We start from the raw sequence: 17,046 nt of genomic DNA on the forward strand, positions 1-17,046 counted from the left end.
ATGCTGGCGCAACGAGTGTGGTAGCTCTGGTCTTCGTGAGGGGCTGGGCTACCACAACCAGCTGATTTTTAACCATTCTAGGTGAGTTGCTATGACCATGCGAAAATTATCCTTAACGCTGCTGGCGCTTGGTGCCCTAGCTATCCAAAGCACTTCGTACGCCGACGGTCCTGCTAAGAACCTAGCGAAGCCGCGTGCGCCGAAAGCGGAGAAGAACACCAGCTTCCGCCCCGGCGAGCTGTGGTACGACACCGACGGCAACGTGATTAACGCCCACGGCGGCGGCATTTTGCTGGTGGGCAAAATCTACTATTGGTACGGCGAGAAGCGCGCCCAGCACCAGGAAGAAGGCGTGAACGTGTACTCGTCGAAAGACCTCTACAACTGGAAGTACGAAGGCGTGGCCCTCACCCCGAGCTCCGACCCAGCGCACGACATTGCTGTGGGTTGCCTCATGGAGCGCCCCAAGGTGATCTACAACAAGAAGACTGGCAAGTACGTGATGTGGTTTCACTTGGAGCTGAAAGGCCAGGGCTACAAAGCCGCTCGCGCCGGCGTGGCCGTGGCCGACAAGCCCACGGGCCCGTTCAAGTACGTGAGCAGCTTCCGCCCCAACGGCAACATGTCGCGCGACATGGGCCTGTACGTGGACGACGATGGCACCGCTTACCACATCTACTCTTCCAAGGAAAACTACGACCTGCGCCTGGCTCGCCTCAACGACGACTACCTCACGCCGACTACCCAGGACAGCATGCTGTTCAGCAGGCACCGCGAGGCACCGGCGCTGTTCAAAAAGGACGGCAAGTACTACCTCATCACGAGCGGCTGCACTGGCTGGGCGCCCAACCAAGCTTCGCTCCATGTAGCTAGCTCGCCCTTCGGCCCCTGGCAGCTAGTGGGCGACCCCATGTCCGGCCCCAACGCCAAACTCACCTTCGACGGGCAGTCGACCTACGTACTGCCGGTGCCGGGTAAAAAGGACGCCTTTATCTTTATGGCCGACCGCTGGAACCCCAAAGACCTCAAGGACAGCCGCCACCTGTGGTTGCCCGTGCAGTTTAAGGCGGGCCAGCCAACCATTGATTGGGTGCCCCAGTGGGACCTAGGTTTTTTCAACCAAATGGCGGCTAAATAGCTCAGCCAATTATCCAGTAAGTAACCCACCCAACGACCTTAGGCCGTGATATACAGAAATTTAGTAGGGGTGCTGCTGCTGAGTGGCCTAAGCCTGACGACGGGCCCCAACGCCCTGGCACAAACCAAAACTTCCACCGCGAAGCACACCTTCACCCTGGGTGACGAAAACTTCCTGCTCGACGGCAAGCCGTTCCAGATGATTTCGGGTGAGTTGCACTACCCACGCATTCCGCGAGAGGCGTGGCGGGCGCGCATGAAGGCCGCTAAGGCCATGGGCTTGAACACGATAGGAACTTACGTGTTCTGGAACGTACACGAGCCCCAGCCGGGCCAGTACAACTTCACGGGCAATAACGACATTACCGCCTTCGTGAAAATTGCCCAGGAGGAAGGCCTGTGGGTAATTATTCGGCCTAGTCCTTACGTGTGCGCCGAATGGGAATTTGGCGGCTACCCCTACTGGCTTCAGAAAGACAAAGATCTCAAAGTCAGAAGTATGGACCCGAAGTACCTAGCTGCGTACGGTCGGTACCTGAAGGAAGTAGCCAAGCAACTCGCGCCTTTGCAGGTAAACCACGGCGGCCCCGTGCTGATGGTGCAGGTGGAAAACGAGTACGGCTTCTACTCCGACGATAAGAACTACCTAGCCCTCAACCGCAAGATGTTCCAGGATGCCGGCTTCGACGGCCTGCTCTACACCTGCGACCCCGGCGAGAAGGTGAAAGAGGGCCACTTAGAAGGCCTCTTGCCGGCCGTGAATGGCTGGGACGATCCGCGCAAGGTGAAGCAGCTGGTGCGCACCTACCACGGCGGCAAAGGCCCCTTCTACATCGCCGAGTGGTACCCCGCTTGGTTCGACTGGTGGGGCACGCCGCACCACACGGTGCCCGCTGAGAAGTACACGCCCCGCCTCGATTCGGTACTGGCGGCTGGTATCTCTATTAATATGTACATGTTCCACGGGGGCACCACCCGCGGCTTCATGAACGGAGCCAACTACAAGGGCGGCGACACCAAGTTTGAGCCCCAGATCAGCAGCTACGACTACGACGCGCCCCTGGACGAGGCCGGCAACCCCACGCCGAAGTTCATGGCTTTCCGCCAGGTAATCGAGAAGCACCTACCGGCGGGTACCAAGCTGCCCGCCGTGCCCGCCGCCAAACCCACCACGCGCATCCCCAGCATTACACTGACGCAGACCACGAGCCTAGCTAGCATGCTGCCCAAAGCCGTGGTAAGCGCTAAACCTCAGACGTTTGAAGACCTGAACCAAGACTACGGCTTTGTGCTCTACCGTACCACCCTCGCCGGGGGTCGCAAAGGCACGTTGCAGCTCAAGGACCTACGCGACTACGCCGTAGTGATGGTGAACGGGCAGCGCGTGGCCGTGCTCGACCGCCGCAAGAACGAAGATCAAACCGAGCTGACCTTGCCCAAAGGTACCGTGACGCTCGATATTCTGGTGGAGAACCTAGGTCGCCTGAACTTCGGCCCTTTCCTAACCCAAAACCGCAAGGGCATCACCGAGCAGGTGACGTTTGCCGGCACGGAGGTCACCAATTGGCAGCACTTCCGCCTGCCTTTCGATGACATTTCCAAAATCAAAGCCTCCACGGCCAAGGTTGCCGCCGGCAGCAACGCCCCGGTCGTGCGCCGCGGCACCTTCACCCTCGACAAACCCGCTGATACCTACTTCGATATGAGCACTTGGGGCAAAGGCGTGGTGTGGATCAACGGCCACAACCTAGGTCGCTACTGGGAAGTGGGCCCTCAACAGACGCTCTACGTACCCGCCGAATGGTTGAAAAAAGGCCAAAACGAAGTAGCCGTGCTAGAGCTTCTGAAGCCCGAGCAAGACAAGCTAGCTGGCCTCGACAAGCCGATTCTGAGCGTGGTGAAAGCCGACGGCGAAGCCCGCCGCACGAACTAATAGCTGATTGCGCAGGTGGGGCGCCTCACCCCCGCTCCCTCTCCGAAAAGGAGAGGGGGGAGCCGAACGCAAGAAATTGGAAACGTTGAATGCTGAGTTTTAAGTCACGTTCCTAATTCAACATTTAACCCTTCGCACTCAGCACTTCAAACGAATGGCTCCCCCTCTCCTTTTCGGAGAGGGGGCCGGGGGTGAGGCGCCCCGCCAGAACATTCCTTTTTGATCAAATCTTTCCCGTGCCAATTCCCACCCTTCTCCGTACTGCTGCAAGCAACTTTGCCCACCAAGGTGCCCGAATGAGGTGCCCTGGCGTGGGCGGGGTTGTTGGCAGTACGCTACTAAGTGCTTTGCTGTTAAGCAGCAACCTAGGTCATGGCCAAACGCCCACGCCTGCTCTCACCTTCAACACCAACGTAGCGCGGCCAGCCACGCAGCTACCACCCTTCAAGCTCGACCAGCCCGACAAGCAACTCAGCCCCTACACGGGTATGACGCGCAAGCACTGGCAAGACGCGGCGCAGTACCTGCTCAGCGGAGCGTTCAGCTACATCCACAAGCTCGACGACCCGATGCAGTTTCCGAAGCAGCCCGGCAAGAGCTACCCGCGCAACGAAGGCCAGGTGCCAACGGAAAAGCTAGAGGGCCTGTGCCGCACGCTATTCATGGCCGCGCCGCTGCTGAAGGAAAACCCAGGACTCACGCTCAACGGCATCAAGGTGGCCGACTACTACCGCCATCAGCTAGGTCGGCTGGTGGACCCCAGCAGCGACACCTACATCAAGCCCCGCGCCGCCAACGGCGGACCTAGCCAGAACCTAGTGGAGTTTGGGGGCTTGTCGGTGGCGCTGTTCGCGGCGCCCGAAATCCTGTGGGACCCGCTGCCTGAAGCCACCAAGAAAACCCTGGCAGCCACCATGCTCAGCTACGGCGACGGCCCCACGGTGCCGCAGAACTGGCGCTACTTCAACATCTTCATTCTGAGCTTCTTCAAGAGCCGGGGCTACCAGGTGAATGAGAAGCTGATGGAGGAATACCTGCAAAAGCAACTGACCCACTACCGCGGCGAAGGCTGGTACCACGACGGCCCCGCCTACGACTACTACAGCATGTGGGCCTTCGAGATGTACGGCCGCCTCTGGACGGAGTACTACGGCCGCGAGCATTATCCGCAAGTGGCCCAGCAGCTTACCGCCAACTTTGCCCCGCTCAAGGACAACTACCCCTATATGTTCGGGCGCGACGGCAGCATGATTATGTGGGGGCGCAGCATTGCGTACCGGTTTGCGGCCGTGGTGCCGTTCCCGCTGATGGGCCTGAACCCCGAGCCGGGCACCAACTTCGGCTGGATGCGGCGCATTGCCTCGGGTGCCATGCTCCAATTCTTGCAAAACCCTGACTTCTTGCAGGATAACATCCCAACCCTAGGTTTCTACGGCCCCTTTGACCCCGCGGTGCAGTCGTACAGCTGCCGAGGCAGCGTGTTCTGGCTCGCCAAGGCTTTTCTAGGGTTGCTGGTTCCGGCCAATAGCCCGTTCTGGACGGCTACCGAAAACGAAGGCGCCTGGGCTACCAAGGAGCTAGCCCCCGGCACCGTGTTCAACAAGTATGAGCCGGGCTCCAACATCTTGCTCACCGATTACCCCAACATCGGCGCAGCCGAAATCCGGGCGTGGTGCCACGTGCCCATCATCGGAGCGGGTGAGCCATTCCGGGGCAGCGAAAACTATAACCGCCTGAGCTACAACAGCGCTTTTCCGTGGCAAGCCGATGGCCCCAACGGCGAGGTTGCCATGAACTACGTGTTCCGTAACGCGAAAAATGAGTGGGAAGCCCTGCGCCTTTTCACCTTCAAGCGCTTCGAGGACGGCGTGTACTACCGCGACGCGGAACTGGAAACCGACAAAAACATCCGTCTGAGCCTAGCCGACGTGCCGCTGCCCAACGGCATTCTGCGCGTGGATAAGTACACCGGCACCGTGGGCACCGCCACGCGCCTAGGTCATTACGCCTTGCCGCAGCTTGGCAATCAACCCATTAAGCACGAAACGCGCAAGGTGCGCGGCCGCCAGGTTCACCTCATCAGCAACGGTGCTTACGAGCTAGCCTTGGTACCGCTCAGCGGCTGGGAGAAAGTAGAAACCGTGGCGGCGCAGGGGCTACATCCCGTCAGCAACAACAGCACCGTGCTCGATGCCACGGCTATGGTGGCCGATGGCAAGCCGCCCATCTACGCCACGCTCATGCTCTGGAAGAAAGCCGGCCAGAAATGGACGGATAATGAACTCGTACCGGTGAAGAAATTCACCTATTCCGCCCCAAACAACACCGTGCAGATCGACTTCGCCGATGGCGGCAAGAAGACAGTGCAATTCAAACAGTAACAAGCGCTTGCCTCAACAAGCTGCGAAAAGCGCGGCACCGACAGCAGCCTTCGCGACTAGACCGATACTTTAGGGGAGTGCGGTCTGCACGCTGGGAAACAGAAGGGTTGCTGACAAGCTAGCTCGACGGGAGTGGGAACTTGCCGGGCTAGCATCGGTGCCGCGTACGCGGTTTGCATGCTCCCTACTACACTGGGACACCCCTAATTGTTTTTCCGCTTGCAGAATGGTACTTACGTCTTCTGCAACCTAGCCTTATCACTCTACCCACCCAATGACACGTTCTTTCTACCTGCTCCTAGCTTTACTCGTGGCCGTGGGCTTGACCACGCCTGTAGTCGGAGCCAATCCGCCGAAGACCAGCGCTTATTTGTTCGCGTACTTCACCGGCAACGACATCAAGGAGGAAGCCATCCGCTTTGCGCTGAGTCCCGACGGCTACCACTACACGGCCCTGAATAGCAACCGGCCGGTGGTTAGCTCGGCGGCTATTAGCGAAACCGGCGGCGTGCGCGACCCCCACATCTTGCGCGGCCAGGACGGCAAGACGTTCTACATGGTGGCCACCGACATGATATCGGCCAAGGGCTGGAGCTCCAACCGCGGCATGGTGCTGCTCAAGTCCAACGACCTGATTAAATGGACTTCCAGCAAGATCAACTTTCAGAAGCGTTACGCTGGCCAAGAGAACCTGAAGCGGGTGTGGGCGCCGCAGACGATTTATGATGCCAAGGCCAAGAAGTACCTGGTGTACTTCTCCTTGCAACACGGCTCCGACCCCGACAAGATCTATTATGCCTACGCCAACAAAGACTTCACGGACCTAGAAGGCGAGCCCAAGCAGCTGTTTTTCAGCCCCACCAACGGCTCGTGCATCGACGGTGACATCGTGGCCAAGGATGGCAAGTTCTATCTGTTTTTCAAGACGGAAGGCCAGGGCAACGGCATCAAAATCGCCGTATCGGACAAGCTGACTGAGGGCTACGTGCTGCGCGACAAGTACGTGCAGCAAACGCCCAACCCCGTGGAAGGCGCCGGCACCTTCAAGCTCAACAACTCCGACGACTACATCCTGATGTACGACATGTACACCAGCGGCAAGTACCAGTTCACCCGCACCCGCGACTTGCAGAACTTCACGGTCGTCGACGACGATATCAGCATGAACTTCCACCCGCGCCACGGTACCGTGATGCCAATCACGGCGGCGGAAGCGACCCGGCTGGCCACGCGCTGGCTAACGCCTTCCGATGTGCTGATGACAGCCACGAACCCGGCCATCAAAAAGCTCAACACCTCGGTCGATAGCGCGGCGGGTAAGGTGGCCTTCCTAGCTATGCCGGGAACCAGCCTGCAATCCTTTGACCTTCAAATTAAAAACCCAGCTCTGCCTGTAACACCCAGTGGCCCCCAGAACTTCGCCAAGGGTCCCGTGACGTACACCGTCGGTCAGGGCGCCGCCAAGCGCAACTACCAAGTGAGCGTGACCGAAACCCACAACCCCGCACTGGCCGGCTACTACGCCGACCCAGACATTCTGTATTCGCAGAAGATGGGCAAGTTTTACCTCTACCCGACCAGCGACGGCTTCAATGGCTGGTCGGGCACCTACTTCAAGGCGTTTTCGTCGCCGGATTTGGTGAACTGGAAAGACGAGGGCGTAATTCTGGATTTGCCGAAAAACGTGAGCTGGGAGAAAACCCGGGCCTGGGCTCCAACGATGATTGAGCAAAAGACGGCTAGCGGATACAAGTACGCCTACTACTTCTGCGCAGGCGCTAAGATTGGGGTAGCGCTATCCGACAATCCGACTGGCCCTTTTGTGGACTCAGGCAAGCCCCTGCTCGATCAGCGGCCCGAGGGCGTGAAAGGCGGGCAGCAGATTGACCCCGCCGCATTCCGCGACCCCCAAACCGGCAAGCTCTACCTGTACTGGGGCAACGGCTACATGGCCGGGGCCGAGTTGAATGACGACCTGGTGAGCCTCAAGCCCGGCACCACCCAGGTGATGACCCCCGACAAAACTTTCCGCGAGGGCGCCTACGTCTTTTTCCGCAACGGCAAGTACTACTTCCTGTGGAGCGAGGACGATACGCGCAGCCCCAACTACCAGGTGCGCTACGGCACCTCCGATACGCCGCTGGGCAAGATTACGGTACCGGCCAACAACTCGGTTATTGCCAAAGACCCCACCGTGGGCATCTACGGCACCGGCCACAACTCCGTCGTTCAGGTGCCGGGCCGCGACGAGTGGTACATCGTGTATCACCGTTTCACCTACCCTCAGGGCATCAAGATGGGCGGCGACGCGGGCTTCCACCGCGAAGTGTGCATCGACAAGCTGGAGTTCAACGCCGACGGCAGCCTCAAACCCGTGACGCCTACGCACGCCGGTATTCAGCCGGTGAAAAAGTAAGCACGCCCCAAAACGCCGACCTAGGTTCTGCGAAGCCGGAGCGCTTCTCCGGCTTCGCAGAACCTAGCTTTATCTACTCCTTTGACGCCAAAGAGCTGCCTCACCGCAGAACCTAGGTCGAGAACTTCAACCCCCACCCTTATGGCTATTTCTAAAGTAATCTGCCTGGCAAGCCTCGGCTTGTCGATCGGAGCGCAGGCCCAACAATTCCAAAAAACGCCTGATGGCCTGCGCCTCACGACCGATTCGCTGACGGTGCAAGTGCAGTTTTACTCGCCTGATATCGTGCGGGTGCTCAAGTATCCGAAGGGCAAGGAGGATAGCAAAAAGAGCTTGGTGGTGCTACAGGCGCCCACGCCCAGCAAGCTGAAATACAGCGAGAAGAACGGCTTACTAACGGTGAGCAGCGCCAGCACCCAGGCGCTGGTAGACGCCAAAACCGGGCAAGTGCGTTTCCTAACAGCGAAGGGCAAACCTCTGGTGAGCGAGCAAACCTACGGCGCCCGCTTCGCGCCCAAGCTCGACCGGGAGCAGCCCACTTACCGGGTGCGGCAGCGCTTTCAGTTAGCGTCGGGCGAAGCTGTATACGGCCTAGGTCAGCACCAAGATGGGCACCTCAACTACCGCGGCCAGAAGGTGACACTCAAGCAGAACAACCTAGCTATTGCCTTGCCCGTGCTACACTCGGGGCGGGGCTACGGCGTGTTCTGGGACAACTACTCGACCACTCGCTTCGAGGACGGGATCAGCGGGGCTAGCTTTGATTCGGAAATTGGGGAGTGCATTGATTACTACGTGCTTAATGGGCAGGGCACGGCCGACGGCGTGGTGGCCCGCTACCGCCAGCTGACTGGTCAGGCGCCCATGTTTCCGCGCTGGACCCTCGGTTTTTGGCAGAGCAAGGAGCGCTACCGGAGTCAGGATGAGCTGCTGGAAGTGGTAAAAAAGTACCGTAGCCTGGGCATCCCGCTCGACGGCATTGTGCAGGACTGGCAGTACTGGGGCGAGAACAACGACTACTGGAACTCCACCGAGTTTGGCAACCCGCGCTTCCCCGATCCGCAGGGCATGGTGAACCAAGTGCACCAGCTGCACGCCCACCAAATCATTTCGGTGTGGCCTTCCTTCGGGCAAAAAACCAAGGCCTACCAGGAGTTTGCCAGCAAAGACATGCTCTTTGACTTCATCACCTGGCCCCGCACACCGCACGTGAAGGTGTACGACGCCTTTGACCCGGCGGCCCGCGATATTTACTGGAGCTACCTGAGCAAGAATATCTTTAAGCTAGGCATGGACGGCTGGTGGCTCGACGCCACCGAGCCTGACCAGCTCCAGCCTTTCGACACCGACGACGACAACGAAACGGCCCTGGGCAGCTTCCGCAAGGTGCGCAACGCGTACCCGCTCATGAGCACCACGGGCGTGTACGAGCACCAGCGCAAGGAAACCCAGGACAAGCGCGTGTTCATCCTGACCCGCTCGGGCTTTGCCGGGCAGCAGCGCAACGCCACCATGGTGTGGTCGGGCGACGTGCAGTCGCGCTGGGACGTGCTGGCCAAGCAGATTCCGGCCGCCCTCAACCTAGGTCTGGCCGGTCTGCCGTACTGGAACTGCGACATTGGCGGCTTTTTCCCCTCCGGCGAATACCCCAAGGGTGTGAAAGACCCGGCTTTCCAGGAGCTCTTCACGCGCTGGCAGCAGTTTGCCGCCCTCACGCCCATGATGCGCAGCCACGGCGAATTTACGCCCCGTGAAATCTACCAGTTTGGCGAGCGAGGCACTTGGGCGTTCGACTCGCAGGAGAAGTATATTCACCTGCGCTACCGTCTGCTGCCCTACCTCTACTCGAACATGTGGGGCGTGACCAGCCGCGCCGGCACGCTCATGCGCGCTCTGCCAATGGACTTCCCCCAAGACCCTAAGGTGACGGACCTAGGTAGCGAGTATATGTTTGGGCCGGCCTTTCTGGTACGCCCGGTCACGGAACCGCAGTACGTAACCCGCCCCGACAAGAACAACCCCGTACCGGCCAACTTCACCCAAACCGAATCGACGGAGGTGTACTTGCCGGCTGGCACAAGCTGGGTGGATTTCTGGACCGGTCGCCGCCATACGGGCGGGCAAACTGTGCAGCGCGAAACACCTATCGACGTGATGCCGCTTTACGTGCGGGCTGGCTCGGTGCTGCCCCTAGGCCCCAAGCAGCAGTACACAGGCGAGAAGGACGGGGCGCCGCTGGAAATCCGGGTGTATCCGGGGGCCGACGGTAGCTTCACGCTGTATGAGGACGAAAACGACAACTACAACTACGAGAAAGGGGCTTACGCCACCACTGAGCTGCGCTGGAACGACAAAGCCCGTCAGCTAACCTTGACCGACCGCCGCGGTACTTTCTCCGGAATGCCTGCCACGCGCACCTTCCGCGTCATCGTGGTGGATGAGCAGCACGGCACGGGTCTCGGTGACGAGCAAGCGCCGGCCAAGGAAGTGCAGTATACCGGCAAGAAGCTGACGGTGAAGCTGTAACGAGCAGCTGCTGCTTCCTACTGACCTTAGGTCGCGGCCGCACCGCAGATCAGGAATGCAGAATACAGACTCAACCAAGCAATTAATTAACTGAAGTAGTCAAGATGATAGGGATGAAAACAGGCTGGGCACTGCTGTTGAGCTGCCAGCTACTATCCGTCGCCGCGTGGGCCCAGGAAGCTAGGGTACCGGTGGTGCGCCAAAACATACCGCTAGATTCCATCCGCTTGAGTGACCCGTTCATCCTGGCCGACGCCAAGACCAAGCAGTACTACATGACCGGCACGGGCGGCCTGCTCTGGAAAAGCCCCGATATGAAGCGTTGGTCGGGGCCTTACGTGGTGGCTCAGCCTGACCCGGCCTCCTGGATGGGCCCAAAGCCGATGATCTGGGCCGCAGAGATTCACCCTTACCACGGCAAGTACTACTACTTCGCCACGTTCACCAACCGGGCTGTCAAGATTGATACGGTGCAGGGCAACGCCATTGAGCGCCGGGCCTGCCACCTGCTGGTCAGCAATCAACCCGATGGCCCCTTCGTACCCGTTCCGAACGGCGATGCGACCTACCTGCCCGCCAACAAACCAACCCTCGACGGCACGCTGTGGGTGGATAAGGACGGCAAACCCTACCTCGTGTACTGCTACGAGTGGCTACAGAACCTGAACGGGACCATCGAGAAGATTGCACTGAAGCCGGACCTAAGCGGTACGGTGGGAGAAAGCAAATTGATGTTTCGCGCCAGCGACTCGCCCTGGAGCCGGGAAAAAGACAAGAATGGCCAGGACAAGCCCAACAAAGTAACCGATGGCCCCTACCTGTTCCGCACCAAGACCGGCCGGCTCGGCATGATCTGGACTAGCTGGATCTACGACGTGTACACCCAGGGCGTAGCCTACTCCACCAGCGGTACCCTCGATGGGCCGTGGGTGCAAGAGAAAGACCCCATCACCCCGCCCAACTACGGCCACGGCATGCTGTTCCGCGCCCTGAGCGGCAAGCTGCTGATGGCCGCCCACAGCCACCAAGATATACAGGGCCGCTACCACCGCGTGCCGCACCTGTTTGAGGTTGATATGTCAGGCAATAAGCTGGTCATAGGCAAGCCGTATCAGCCCTAGCTTCATGCTCATAAACTGTCCTCGGACGGACGGCCATGCTGAGCCTGTCGAAGCATCTCTACCGCTTCGTTAGATAGTATGCAACGAAGCGGTAGAGATGCTTCGACAGGCTCAGCATGACAGATGATACCCTTAACTCATTCTATGAAAAGCATCCAACCTCTCCTGCATGCCGCTCTGGCTCTCGTCTTCCTGGCTGCGGGCTGCACCACTTCAAAAACCAACCTAGGTTCCGCTCAACCAAAACCCCAGGAGGTACTGGCTATTATTACCAAAGTAAACGACCATTGGCAAGCCACCAACGCGCCCCAGCAGCGGGCATTCTGGGATGTAGCTGCCTACCATACCGGCAACATGGCGGCCTATGCCGTCACCAAAAACGAGAAGTACCGCCAGTATTCCGAAACCTGGGCCGAGCACAACCAGTGGAAAGGCGCCAAATCGGACGACAAGGCCGAGTGGAAATATAAGTACGGCGAGAAGGACGATTACGTGCTGTTCGGCGACTGGCAGATCTGCTTTCAAACCTACGCTGACCTCTACAACCTAAAGCCAGAGCCACAGCGCATTGCGCGGGCCAAAGAGGTGATGGAGTACGAGATGAGCACCAACCAAAACGACTATTGGTGGTGGGCCGACGGCCTCTACATGGTGATGCCCGTAATGACCAAGCTCCATAAGATAACCGGCAACCCGCAGTACCTCACGAAGCTGCACGAGTACTTCAGCTACGCCAACAGCATCATGTACGACCCCGAAACCGGCCTCTACTATCGCGACGCCAAGTACGTGTACCCGCAGCATAAGTCGACGAACGGGCAGAAAGACTTCTGGGCCCGCGGCGATGGATGGGTGTTTGCCGGCCTAGCCAAAGTGCTCCAAGACCTCCCCCAAAGCGACTCGCACCGCGCCGAGTACCTAGCCAAGTACCGCGGCCTGGCCGCCGCCCTCAAAAAAGCCCAACAAACCGAGGGCTATTGGACGCGCAGCCTGCTCGACCCGCAGCACGCCCCCGGCCCCGAAACTAGCGGCACGGCCTTCAACACCTTCGCCTACCTGTGGGGCATCAATAACGGCGTGCTGGATAAGGCCGAGTACCTACCCACGGCTCTGAAAGGCTGGCAGTACCTCACCACTACGGCCCTCCAACCCGACGGTGCTATCGGCTACGTGCAGCCCATCGGCGAGAAAGCCATTCCCGGTCAAGTAGTCGACAAAAGCTCTACCTCCAATTTTGGGGTGGGCGCTTTCCTGCTGGCTTCCAGCGAGATGTACCGGTACGCTGGTAAGCGCTAGGCACTACTAATTGATAAAAAAGCTAGGGCTAGCTGTGGAAAGCAGGGAAGCTAGGCATCTACTGCAATGGCGGTAGTACCCTAGCTTTTTTGTAGCTTGGGGTATAGGTACCGCGTTAGTTTTCACCTTCTAAACAGGAGTAGCTTATGCGCGTTACCTACCAAATCGGGCTCGTTGTGCTGGTGTTGATGGCTTCAGCGCTCAGCAGCCTAGCCCAGCGCCGACAAGCCTTTGTCATCAATCGGAGCGCCCCTACGGAAGAGCCAATCCTGTTCTACTACACGGATATTCTGGCCCACCACAAAGAGAAATCTGTGAGGCCCGGCGACACGCTCCGTCTCGTTTTCGACGAACACTCCTTCAACCAAATAACCGTCCAGATTGCGCATCGTAGCGACCGAGTGACCGAGCCCAAGCCGTCTTTGCTCATTTGGCCCGGCGACGCGGTAGCTATTCAGTACGAAAAAGCCACAAACACCTGCTCCTTTTCCGGCAAGTACGCGGCCGAGTTGAAGTTTTACGAGCAACTCTGGCGCAACCCCATCAGCCTCGATCCGTGGTATGAATCGCACCTAGGAAACCTACCGCCAACCCTGCCCGAGCTGATGTGCTGGTGGCAGGATGAGCGGCAACGCACCGACGGCTTATTGGCCGAATTGCGTGCCACGCCCGGCGTGCGCCCGATGGTGGTGCAGGCGCTTACCCGCGAGCTACGCCTGCAAACCTTGGGTTTCTTGCTGCGGGGCAACAGCTACCAGGAACTGTATTACCCCACCTCACCCGGCGTACCTAGCTCGCTGCGAAAGTACAAGGTGCCGGGCGCGGTCAAGACGTTCCCAGCCGCATACCAAGATTCTGTATTGGCCCAATTCCGGCGGCTGCGCTACGTGCAGTCGTTGCCGCTGGCGGTGTCTCAAAGCAGAGCGGGCATCGCCTTAGCGTTTGTGCACTACCTAGCTTTAACCCAAGGCAAACCCGCCACGTTCGGTGCGCAGTACGCTTTGATCAAACGCCAATATACAGGCAATCAGAAAGAATGGGCGGCTTTCTGGTTATTAACTTACGCCAAGAGCATCAACCGGCCTCAGCCCCACCTGCTCAAAGACTACCGCACCTGGATGATGCCGGAGAGCCGCTTTGTGCGCCGCCTCACCAATCAGGACAAGCAAACCCTGATCATGCCCGACCAGCAATTTGCCCGCACCGACACGCTCATCAGTACCAACGGCCAGAAGATTACCCTGGCTCAGCTGCTAACCGAGCACCGCGGCAAGGTTATCTACCTCGACTTCTGGGCGAGTTGGTGCGCGCCCTGCATCATGGAAATGCCTGCTTCGGCGGCGCTCCGCCAATACTACCACGACAAGGAAGTGGTCTTCCTCTACCTGTCTATTGACGATGACCACCAGGATTGGCAGCGCGCAACGGCGCAGTACCTGCCTAAAACGGCGCCGCACTACCGCTTCACCAGCCAAAAGTCCGCGCAGTTTCTGAAGCGCTTTGCCGTGAGTAGCATTCCGCGCTATATCCTGCTGGATAAGTATGGCATCATGCGCTACGCCGAGGCGCCGCGCCCCGACGACCCCGACCTCAAAACGTACGTGACGACCTACCTAGGTCGGTAGCAGAATACGACCTAGCATACCACGTAAAATAATAGTAAATAGGCGCTTCTATCCTTCATAGTACGTGTCTCTGTTTTACCTCAGCTAGCCAGGGCGGTGCGTTGGTTGGCAAAAAGCCATCTGTATGCTTGCTACTATGTACCGCTGCGTAGCCGTTGGGCTAGGGTTGTTTCTATTCAGTCACTTCAGCCAGGCTCAAACGCCTATCGGCATACCCCTGAAAAAGCAGGTGGATCGAAGCTCAAGAGGATATAATGACACCTTCACTGGCCTAATTGACTCTGTGCTGCCCCGTGACCGTGCGCCGCGCGCTATTAAGCGAGGCATTGTGAAGAGTTTTGCCTACCTAAACTTCGCTGGTAAACGAGAAGAGCTACAATTTGTCGTCGGCCAAAACCGGCGCGGCGACCAAATTGGCATCGTGGCCGATGTGAACCGCAACGCCGACTTTCGCGACGACCCGCTGCTGTGGTTCAAGAATGACAGCAGTAAAGCCGTGAAGCCCCGCCAGTATTGTCGGGTGATGGTGCCGTCGCCTCGGGGCCCCATACCGTTTTTTATTACCCCTAGCCCTTACCCTGGTGCTGGCCGTTATAACATCCGTCTCGAACAAAAGTACTATCTGATGATAGGGCTAGGTGAGTTGATGGCTGGCCGATTGCCCATGGGAGGGCCGACCGACTCCATTCGCGTCATCAATGCTGGGGTTGCGCTAGTTTACACAAACAGAGATAACAGGCTCTCTTTTATGCTGCCCGGCTCGACCGAACCCGACCGGCGCTATAACCTAGGGGACGTCTTTACGCTCCACGATAGTAGCTACGTAGCAACCCGCATCACGCCGCTGGGCGACAGTCTGTACGTGCTGCCCCTGACGGCCAAAACGCGCCAGTACTACGGCGTAGCGGAAGGCTCGCGGCTGCCAATCAACGTACTACGTGACCTGAACGACAAGCCCGTGGAGCTAGCCGCCTCGCCCCGGCGGGTGCTACTCGACTTCTGGGGTACGTGGTGTGCCCCTTGTCGTGAGTTGACGCCCGACTTACAAGCCTTGCACCAAGCCAACCAGAAATCATTGCGCTTGGTGAGCATCGCCTTAGACGATAAAGAGCCGGTGGCAAAATATCTGCAAGAGCATGCAATGCCTTGGGAGCAGGTTGCCATCTCGCGAGCCCAAACCAGCAATACCCTCATTGATCAGCTTCGGGTGGAGGCTTACCCGACGTTTATTCTAGTAGAGAATGGCTTGATCGTGTATCGCGGCACCGGCAAGCCTGGCTTGCAGGCCATTCAGCAATACCTCACGGATCACCCGGCCCGATAACCTGTTATTAGCCAAACCATGATGTTCTTGCTGCCGGTTCATCTGCTCTTCGTCGCTGTATTTCCCTCTCTAACAGCAACTCTGGCCCCAAAACCTAGCTTCGTGCTGGTGCGCGGCCACTTGGACCACGCGCCCGCTGGCGACACTGTGTGGCTAGAGTATCGCCCGCACCTAAGCCGGCAAGCGCCGCACGTTCGCCTTGACCCCGCCGGCAACTTCGAGTTTGTCGCTCGCGACATCGCGGCGCCCACACACGCCTCCGTGTACTACGCCGGCAAGCGTGCTAGCCTCTACCTGACGCCCGGCGACCAGCTTATGTTCACGACGGACTACTCGCGCTTTCGGGAAGCGGCACGCTATGACGGGCAAGGCGCCAACCCCAACAACTACCTGGCGCAGGCCTACGCCAAGTTCGAGTATGTGGCACCGGGCACTTCACGCGAGGATATCAATTCGTTTGACTTCGTCTGCGAATCACCGGCACAGGAACGACAGAAAGCCAATGCGTTGCGGCAGGAACGACAAGCGTTTCTGGCGGCGTACCATCGTCAGCACCCTTTGTCAAACGATTTTCGCGCCATTGCCGCCGCTCACATTGACCTGATGTGGACGCGCCGCATCCTAACCTTCGCCAGCGACCACCCGCGCCTGGCTCGTACGCCTCAGCAAGCAGCAGTTTTAGGACATAGCGACACAAGCATTCAGCTCCCAACTACCTACTTCAACTTTCTGCGCGACTTGCCACTAGGTACCTTGGCAGTACCATCCGAAACCGTTAACCGGGGCTATGATGACTCGAACCTGGTACTTGAATGCCTAGGCTTGTACGCCGATAACCTACTCCCTGGCAGCGCCCGCAGCCCCGAGCAGGCCACACTGGAAAATATGTACGCGCAAGCCTCCAAGGACCTAGGTTTGACACCAGCTCGCGACTACGCCGTTGCTACCATGTTGTTTGACAAGCAAGTGCGAATAGACCCCGCATGGGTGGTGGCGGCTTACCCTGTGTTCCGAGCCCATAATCGAGACTCGGTGGCGAGTCGCTATATGCGGCAGCTCGTCAGAAAGCAGGTGCTGCCGTAATGCAGTCGGTCTGCTATTTACCGCGTGAGCAAGGATTGGTCGGCGGTAAGTTGGCTAGCCTGTTTTCCTTTTCGGCTGCTTACTTGTGCGTTATATGCAACGTAGCTAACAATTTGAGGTCACTACCTAGGTTTTCGCCAGACGAATACCTACCGCCCATTGTCTGAAAATGCCCCCCATCTGGGCACACTGAGTTAAGTAGTA

The 17,046-nt window shown here is 58.6% G+C and carries 10 protein-coding genes; all 10 read left to right on the forward strand.

Features of this window, described 5'->3' with window-relative positions; genetic code table 11:
* The first annotated feature begins 97 nt into the window (after positions 1 to 97).
* The 10 genes from SD425_RS26065 (at position 98) to SD425_RS26110 (ending at position 16,842) form a co-directional block, all read left to right on the forward strand.
* Complete coding sequence (locus tag SD425_RS26065; protein WP_324673862.1) at positions 98 to 1,138, forward strand: glycoside hydrolase family 43 protein; 1,041 nt, start codon at positions 98 to 100, stop codon at positions 1,136 to 1,138.
* Between the two features lie 45 nt (positions 1,139 to 1,183).
* Positions 1,184 to 3,070, forward strand: a complete 1,887-nt coding sequence (locus tag SD425_RS26070) for a glycoside hydrolase family 35 protein (protein ID WP_324673864.1) — start codon at positions 1,184 to 1,186, stop codon at positions 3,068 to 3,070.
* Positions 3,071 to 3,366: 296 nt separating this feature from the next.
* Positions 3,367 to 5,451: a DUF2264 domain-containing protein gene (locus SD425_RS26075; RefSeq protein ID WP_324673866.1), complete on the forward strand. Its 2,085-nt coding sequence runs from the start codon at positions 3,367 to 3,369 to the stop codon at positions 5,449 to 5,451.
* Positions 5,452 to 5,725: 274 nt separating this feature from the next.
* Positions 5,726 to 7,867 carry a family 43 glycosylhydrolase gene (locus tag SD425_RS26080; RefSeq protein WP_324673868.1) on the forward strand — a complete coding sequence of 714 codons (2,142 nt, stop codon included), beginning with the start codon at positions 5,726 to 5,728 and terminating at the stop codon, positions 7,865 to 7,867.
* Between the two features lie 141 nt (positions 7,868 to 8,008).
* Positions 8,009 to 10,393 (forward strand): TIM-barrel domain-containing protein, encoded by a 2,385-nt coding sequence (locus tag SD425_RS26085; protein WP_324673870.1) that lies wholly within the window; start codon positions 8,009 to 8,011, stop codon positions 10,391 to 10,393.
* 113 nt (positions 10,394 to 10,506) lie between these two features.
* Positions 10,507 to 11,514, forward strand: a complete 1,008-nt coding sequence (locus tag SD425_RS26090) for a glycoside hydrolase family 43 protein (RefSeq protein ID WP_324673872.1) — start codon at positions 10,507 to 10,509, stop codon at positions 11,512 to 11,514.
* A 144-nt stretch (positions 11,515 to 11,658) separates the two neighbouring features.
* Positions 11,659 to 12,810, forward strand: a complete 1,152-nt coding sequence (locus SD425_RS26095) for a glycoside hydrolase family 88 protein (protein WP_324673874.1) — start codon at positions 11,659 to 11,661, stop codon at positions 12,808 to 12,810.
* Positions 12,811 to 12,956: 146 nt separating this feature from the next.
* Positions 12,957 to 14,435, forward strand: a complete 1,479-nt coding sequence (locus SD425_RS26100) for a TlpA disulfide reductase family protein (RefSeq protein ID WP_324673876.1) — start codon at positions 12,957 to 12,959, stop codon at positions 14,433 to 14,435.
* 124 nt (positions 14,436 to 14,559) lie between these two features.
* A complete protein-coding gene (locus tag SD425_RS26105) occupies positions 14,560 to 15,759 on the forward strand; it encodes a TlpA disulfide reductase family protein (protein WP_324673878.1) in 1,200 nt (399 codons plus the stop codon).
* A gap of 18 nt (positions 15,760 to 15,777) precedes the next feature.
* Positions 15,778 to 16,842 (forward strand): hypothetical protein, encoded by a 1,065-nt coding sequence (locus tag SD425_RS26110; RefSeq protein WP_324673880.1) that lies wholly within the window; start codon positions 15,778 to 15,780, stop codon positions 16,840 to 16,842.
* Positions 16,843 to 17,046: the final 204 nt, after the last annotated feature.

Source organism: Hymenobacter sp. GOD-10R, from assembly GCF_035609205.1.
Classification (GTDB): Bacteria; Bacteroidota; Bacteroidia; order Cytophagales; family Hymenobacteraceae; genus Hymenobacter.

Coding starts and splice junctions, on each gene's coding strand:
- SD425_RS26065 (WP_324673862.1), top strand. CDS start 98: ATGCGAAAATTATCCTTAACGCTGCTGGCGCTTGGTGCCCTAGCTATC.
- SD425_RS26075 (WP_324673866.1), top strand. CDS start 3,367: ATGAGGTGCCCTGGCGTGGGCGGGGTTGTTGGCAGTACGCTACTAAGT.
- SD425_RS26080 (WP_324673868.1), top strand. CDS start 5,726: ATGACACGTTCTTTCTACCTGCTCCTAGCTTTACTCGTGGCCGTGGGC.
- SD425_RS26085 (WP_324673870.1), top strand. CDS start 8,009: ATGGCTATTTCTAAAGTAATCTGCCTGGCAAGCCTCGGCTTGTCGATC.
- SD425_RS26090 (WP_324673872.1), top strand. CDS start 10,507: ATGAAAACAGGCTGGGCACTGCTGTTGAGCTGCCAGCTACTATCCGTC.
- SD425_RS26095 (WP_324673874.1), top strand. CDS start 11,659: ATGAAAAGCATCCAACCTCTCCTGCATGCCGCTCTGGCTCTCGTCTTC.
- SD425_RS26100 (WP_324673876.1), top strand. CDS start 12,957: ATGCGCGTTACCTACCAAATCGGGCTCGTTGTGCTGGTGTTGATGGCT.
- SD425_RS26105 (WP_324673878.1), top strand. CDS start 14,560: ATGCTTGCTACTATGTACCGCTGCGTAGCCGTTGGGCTAGGGTTGTTT.
- SD425_RS26110 (WP_324673880.1), top strand. CDS start 15,778: ATGATGTTCTTGCTGCCGGTTCATCTGCTCTTCGTCGCTGTATTTCCC.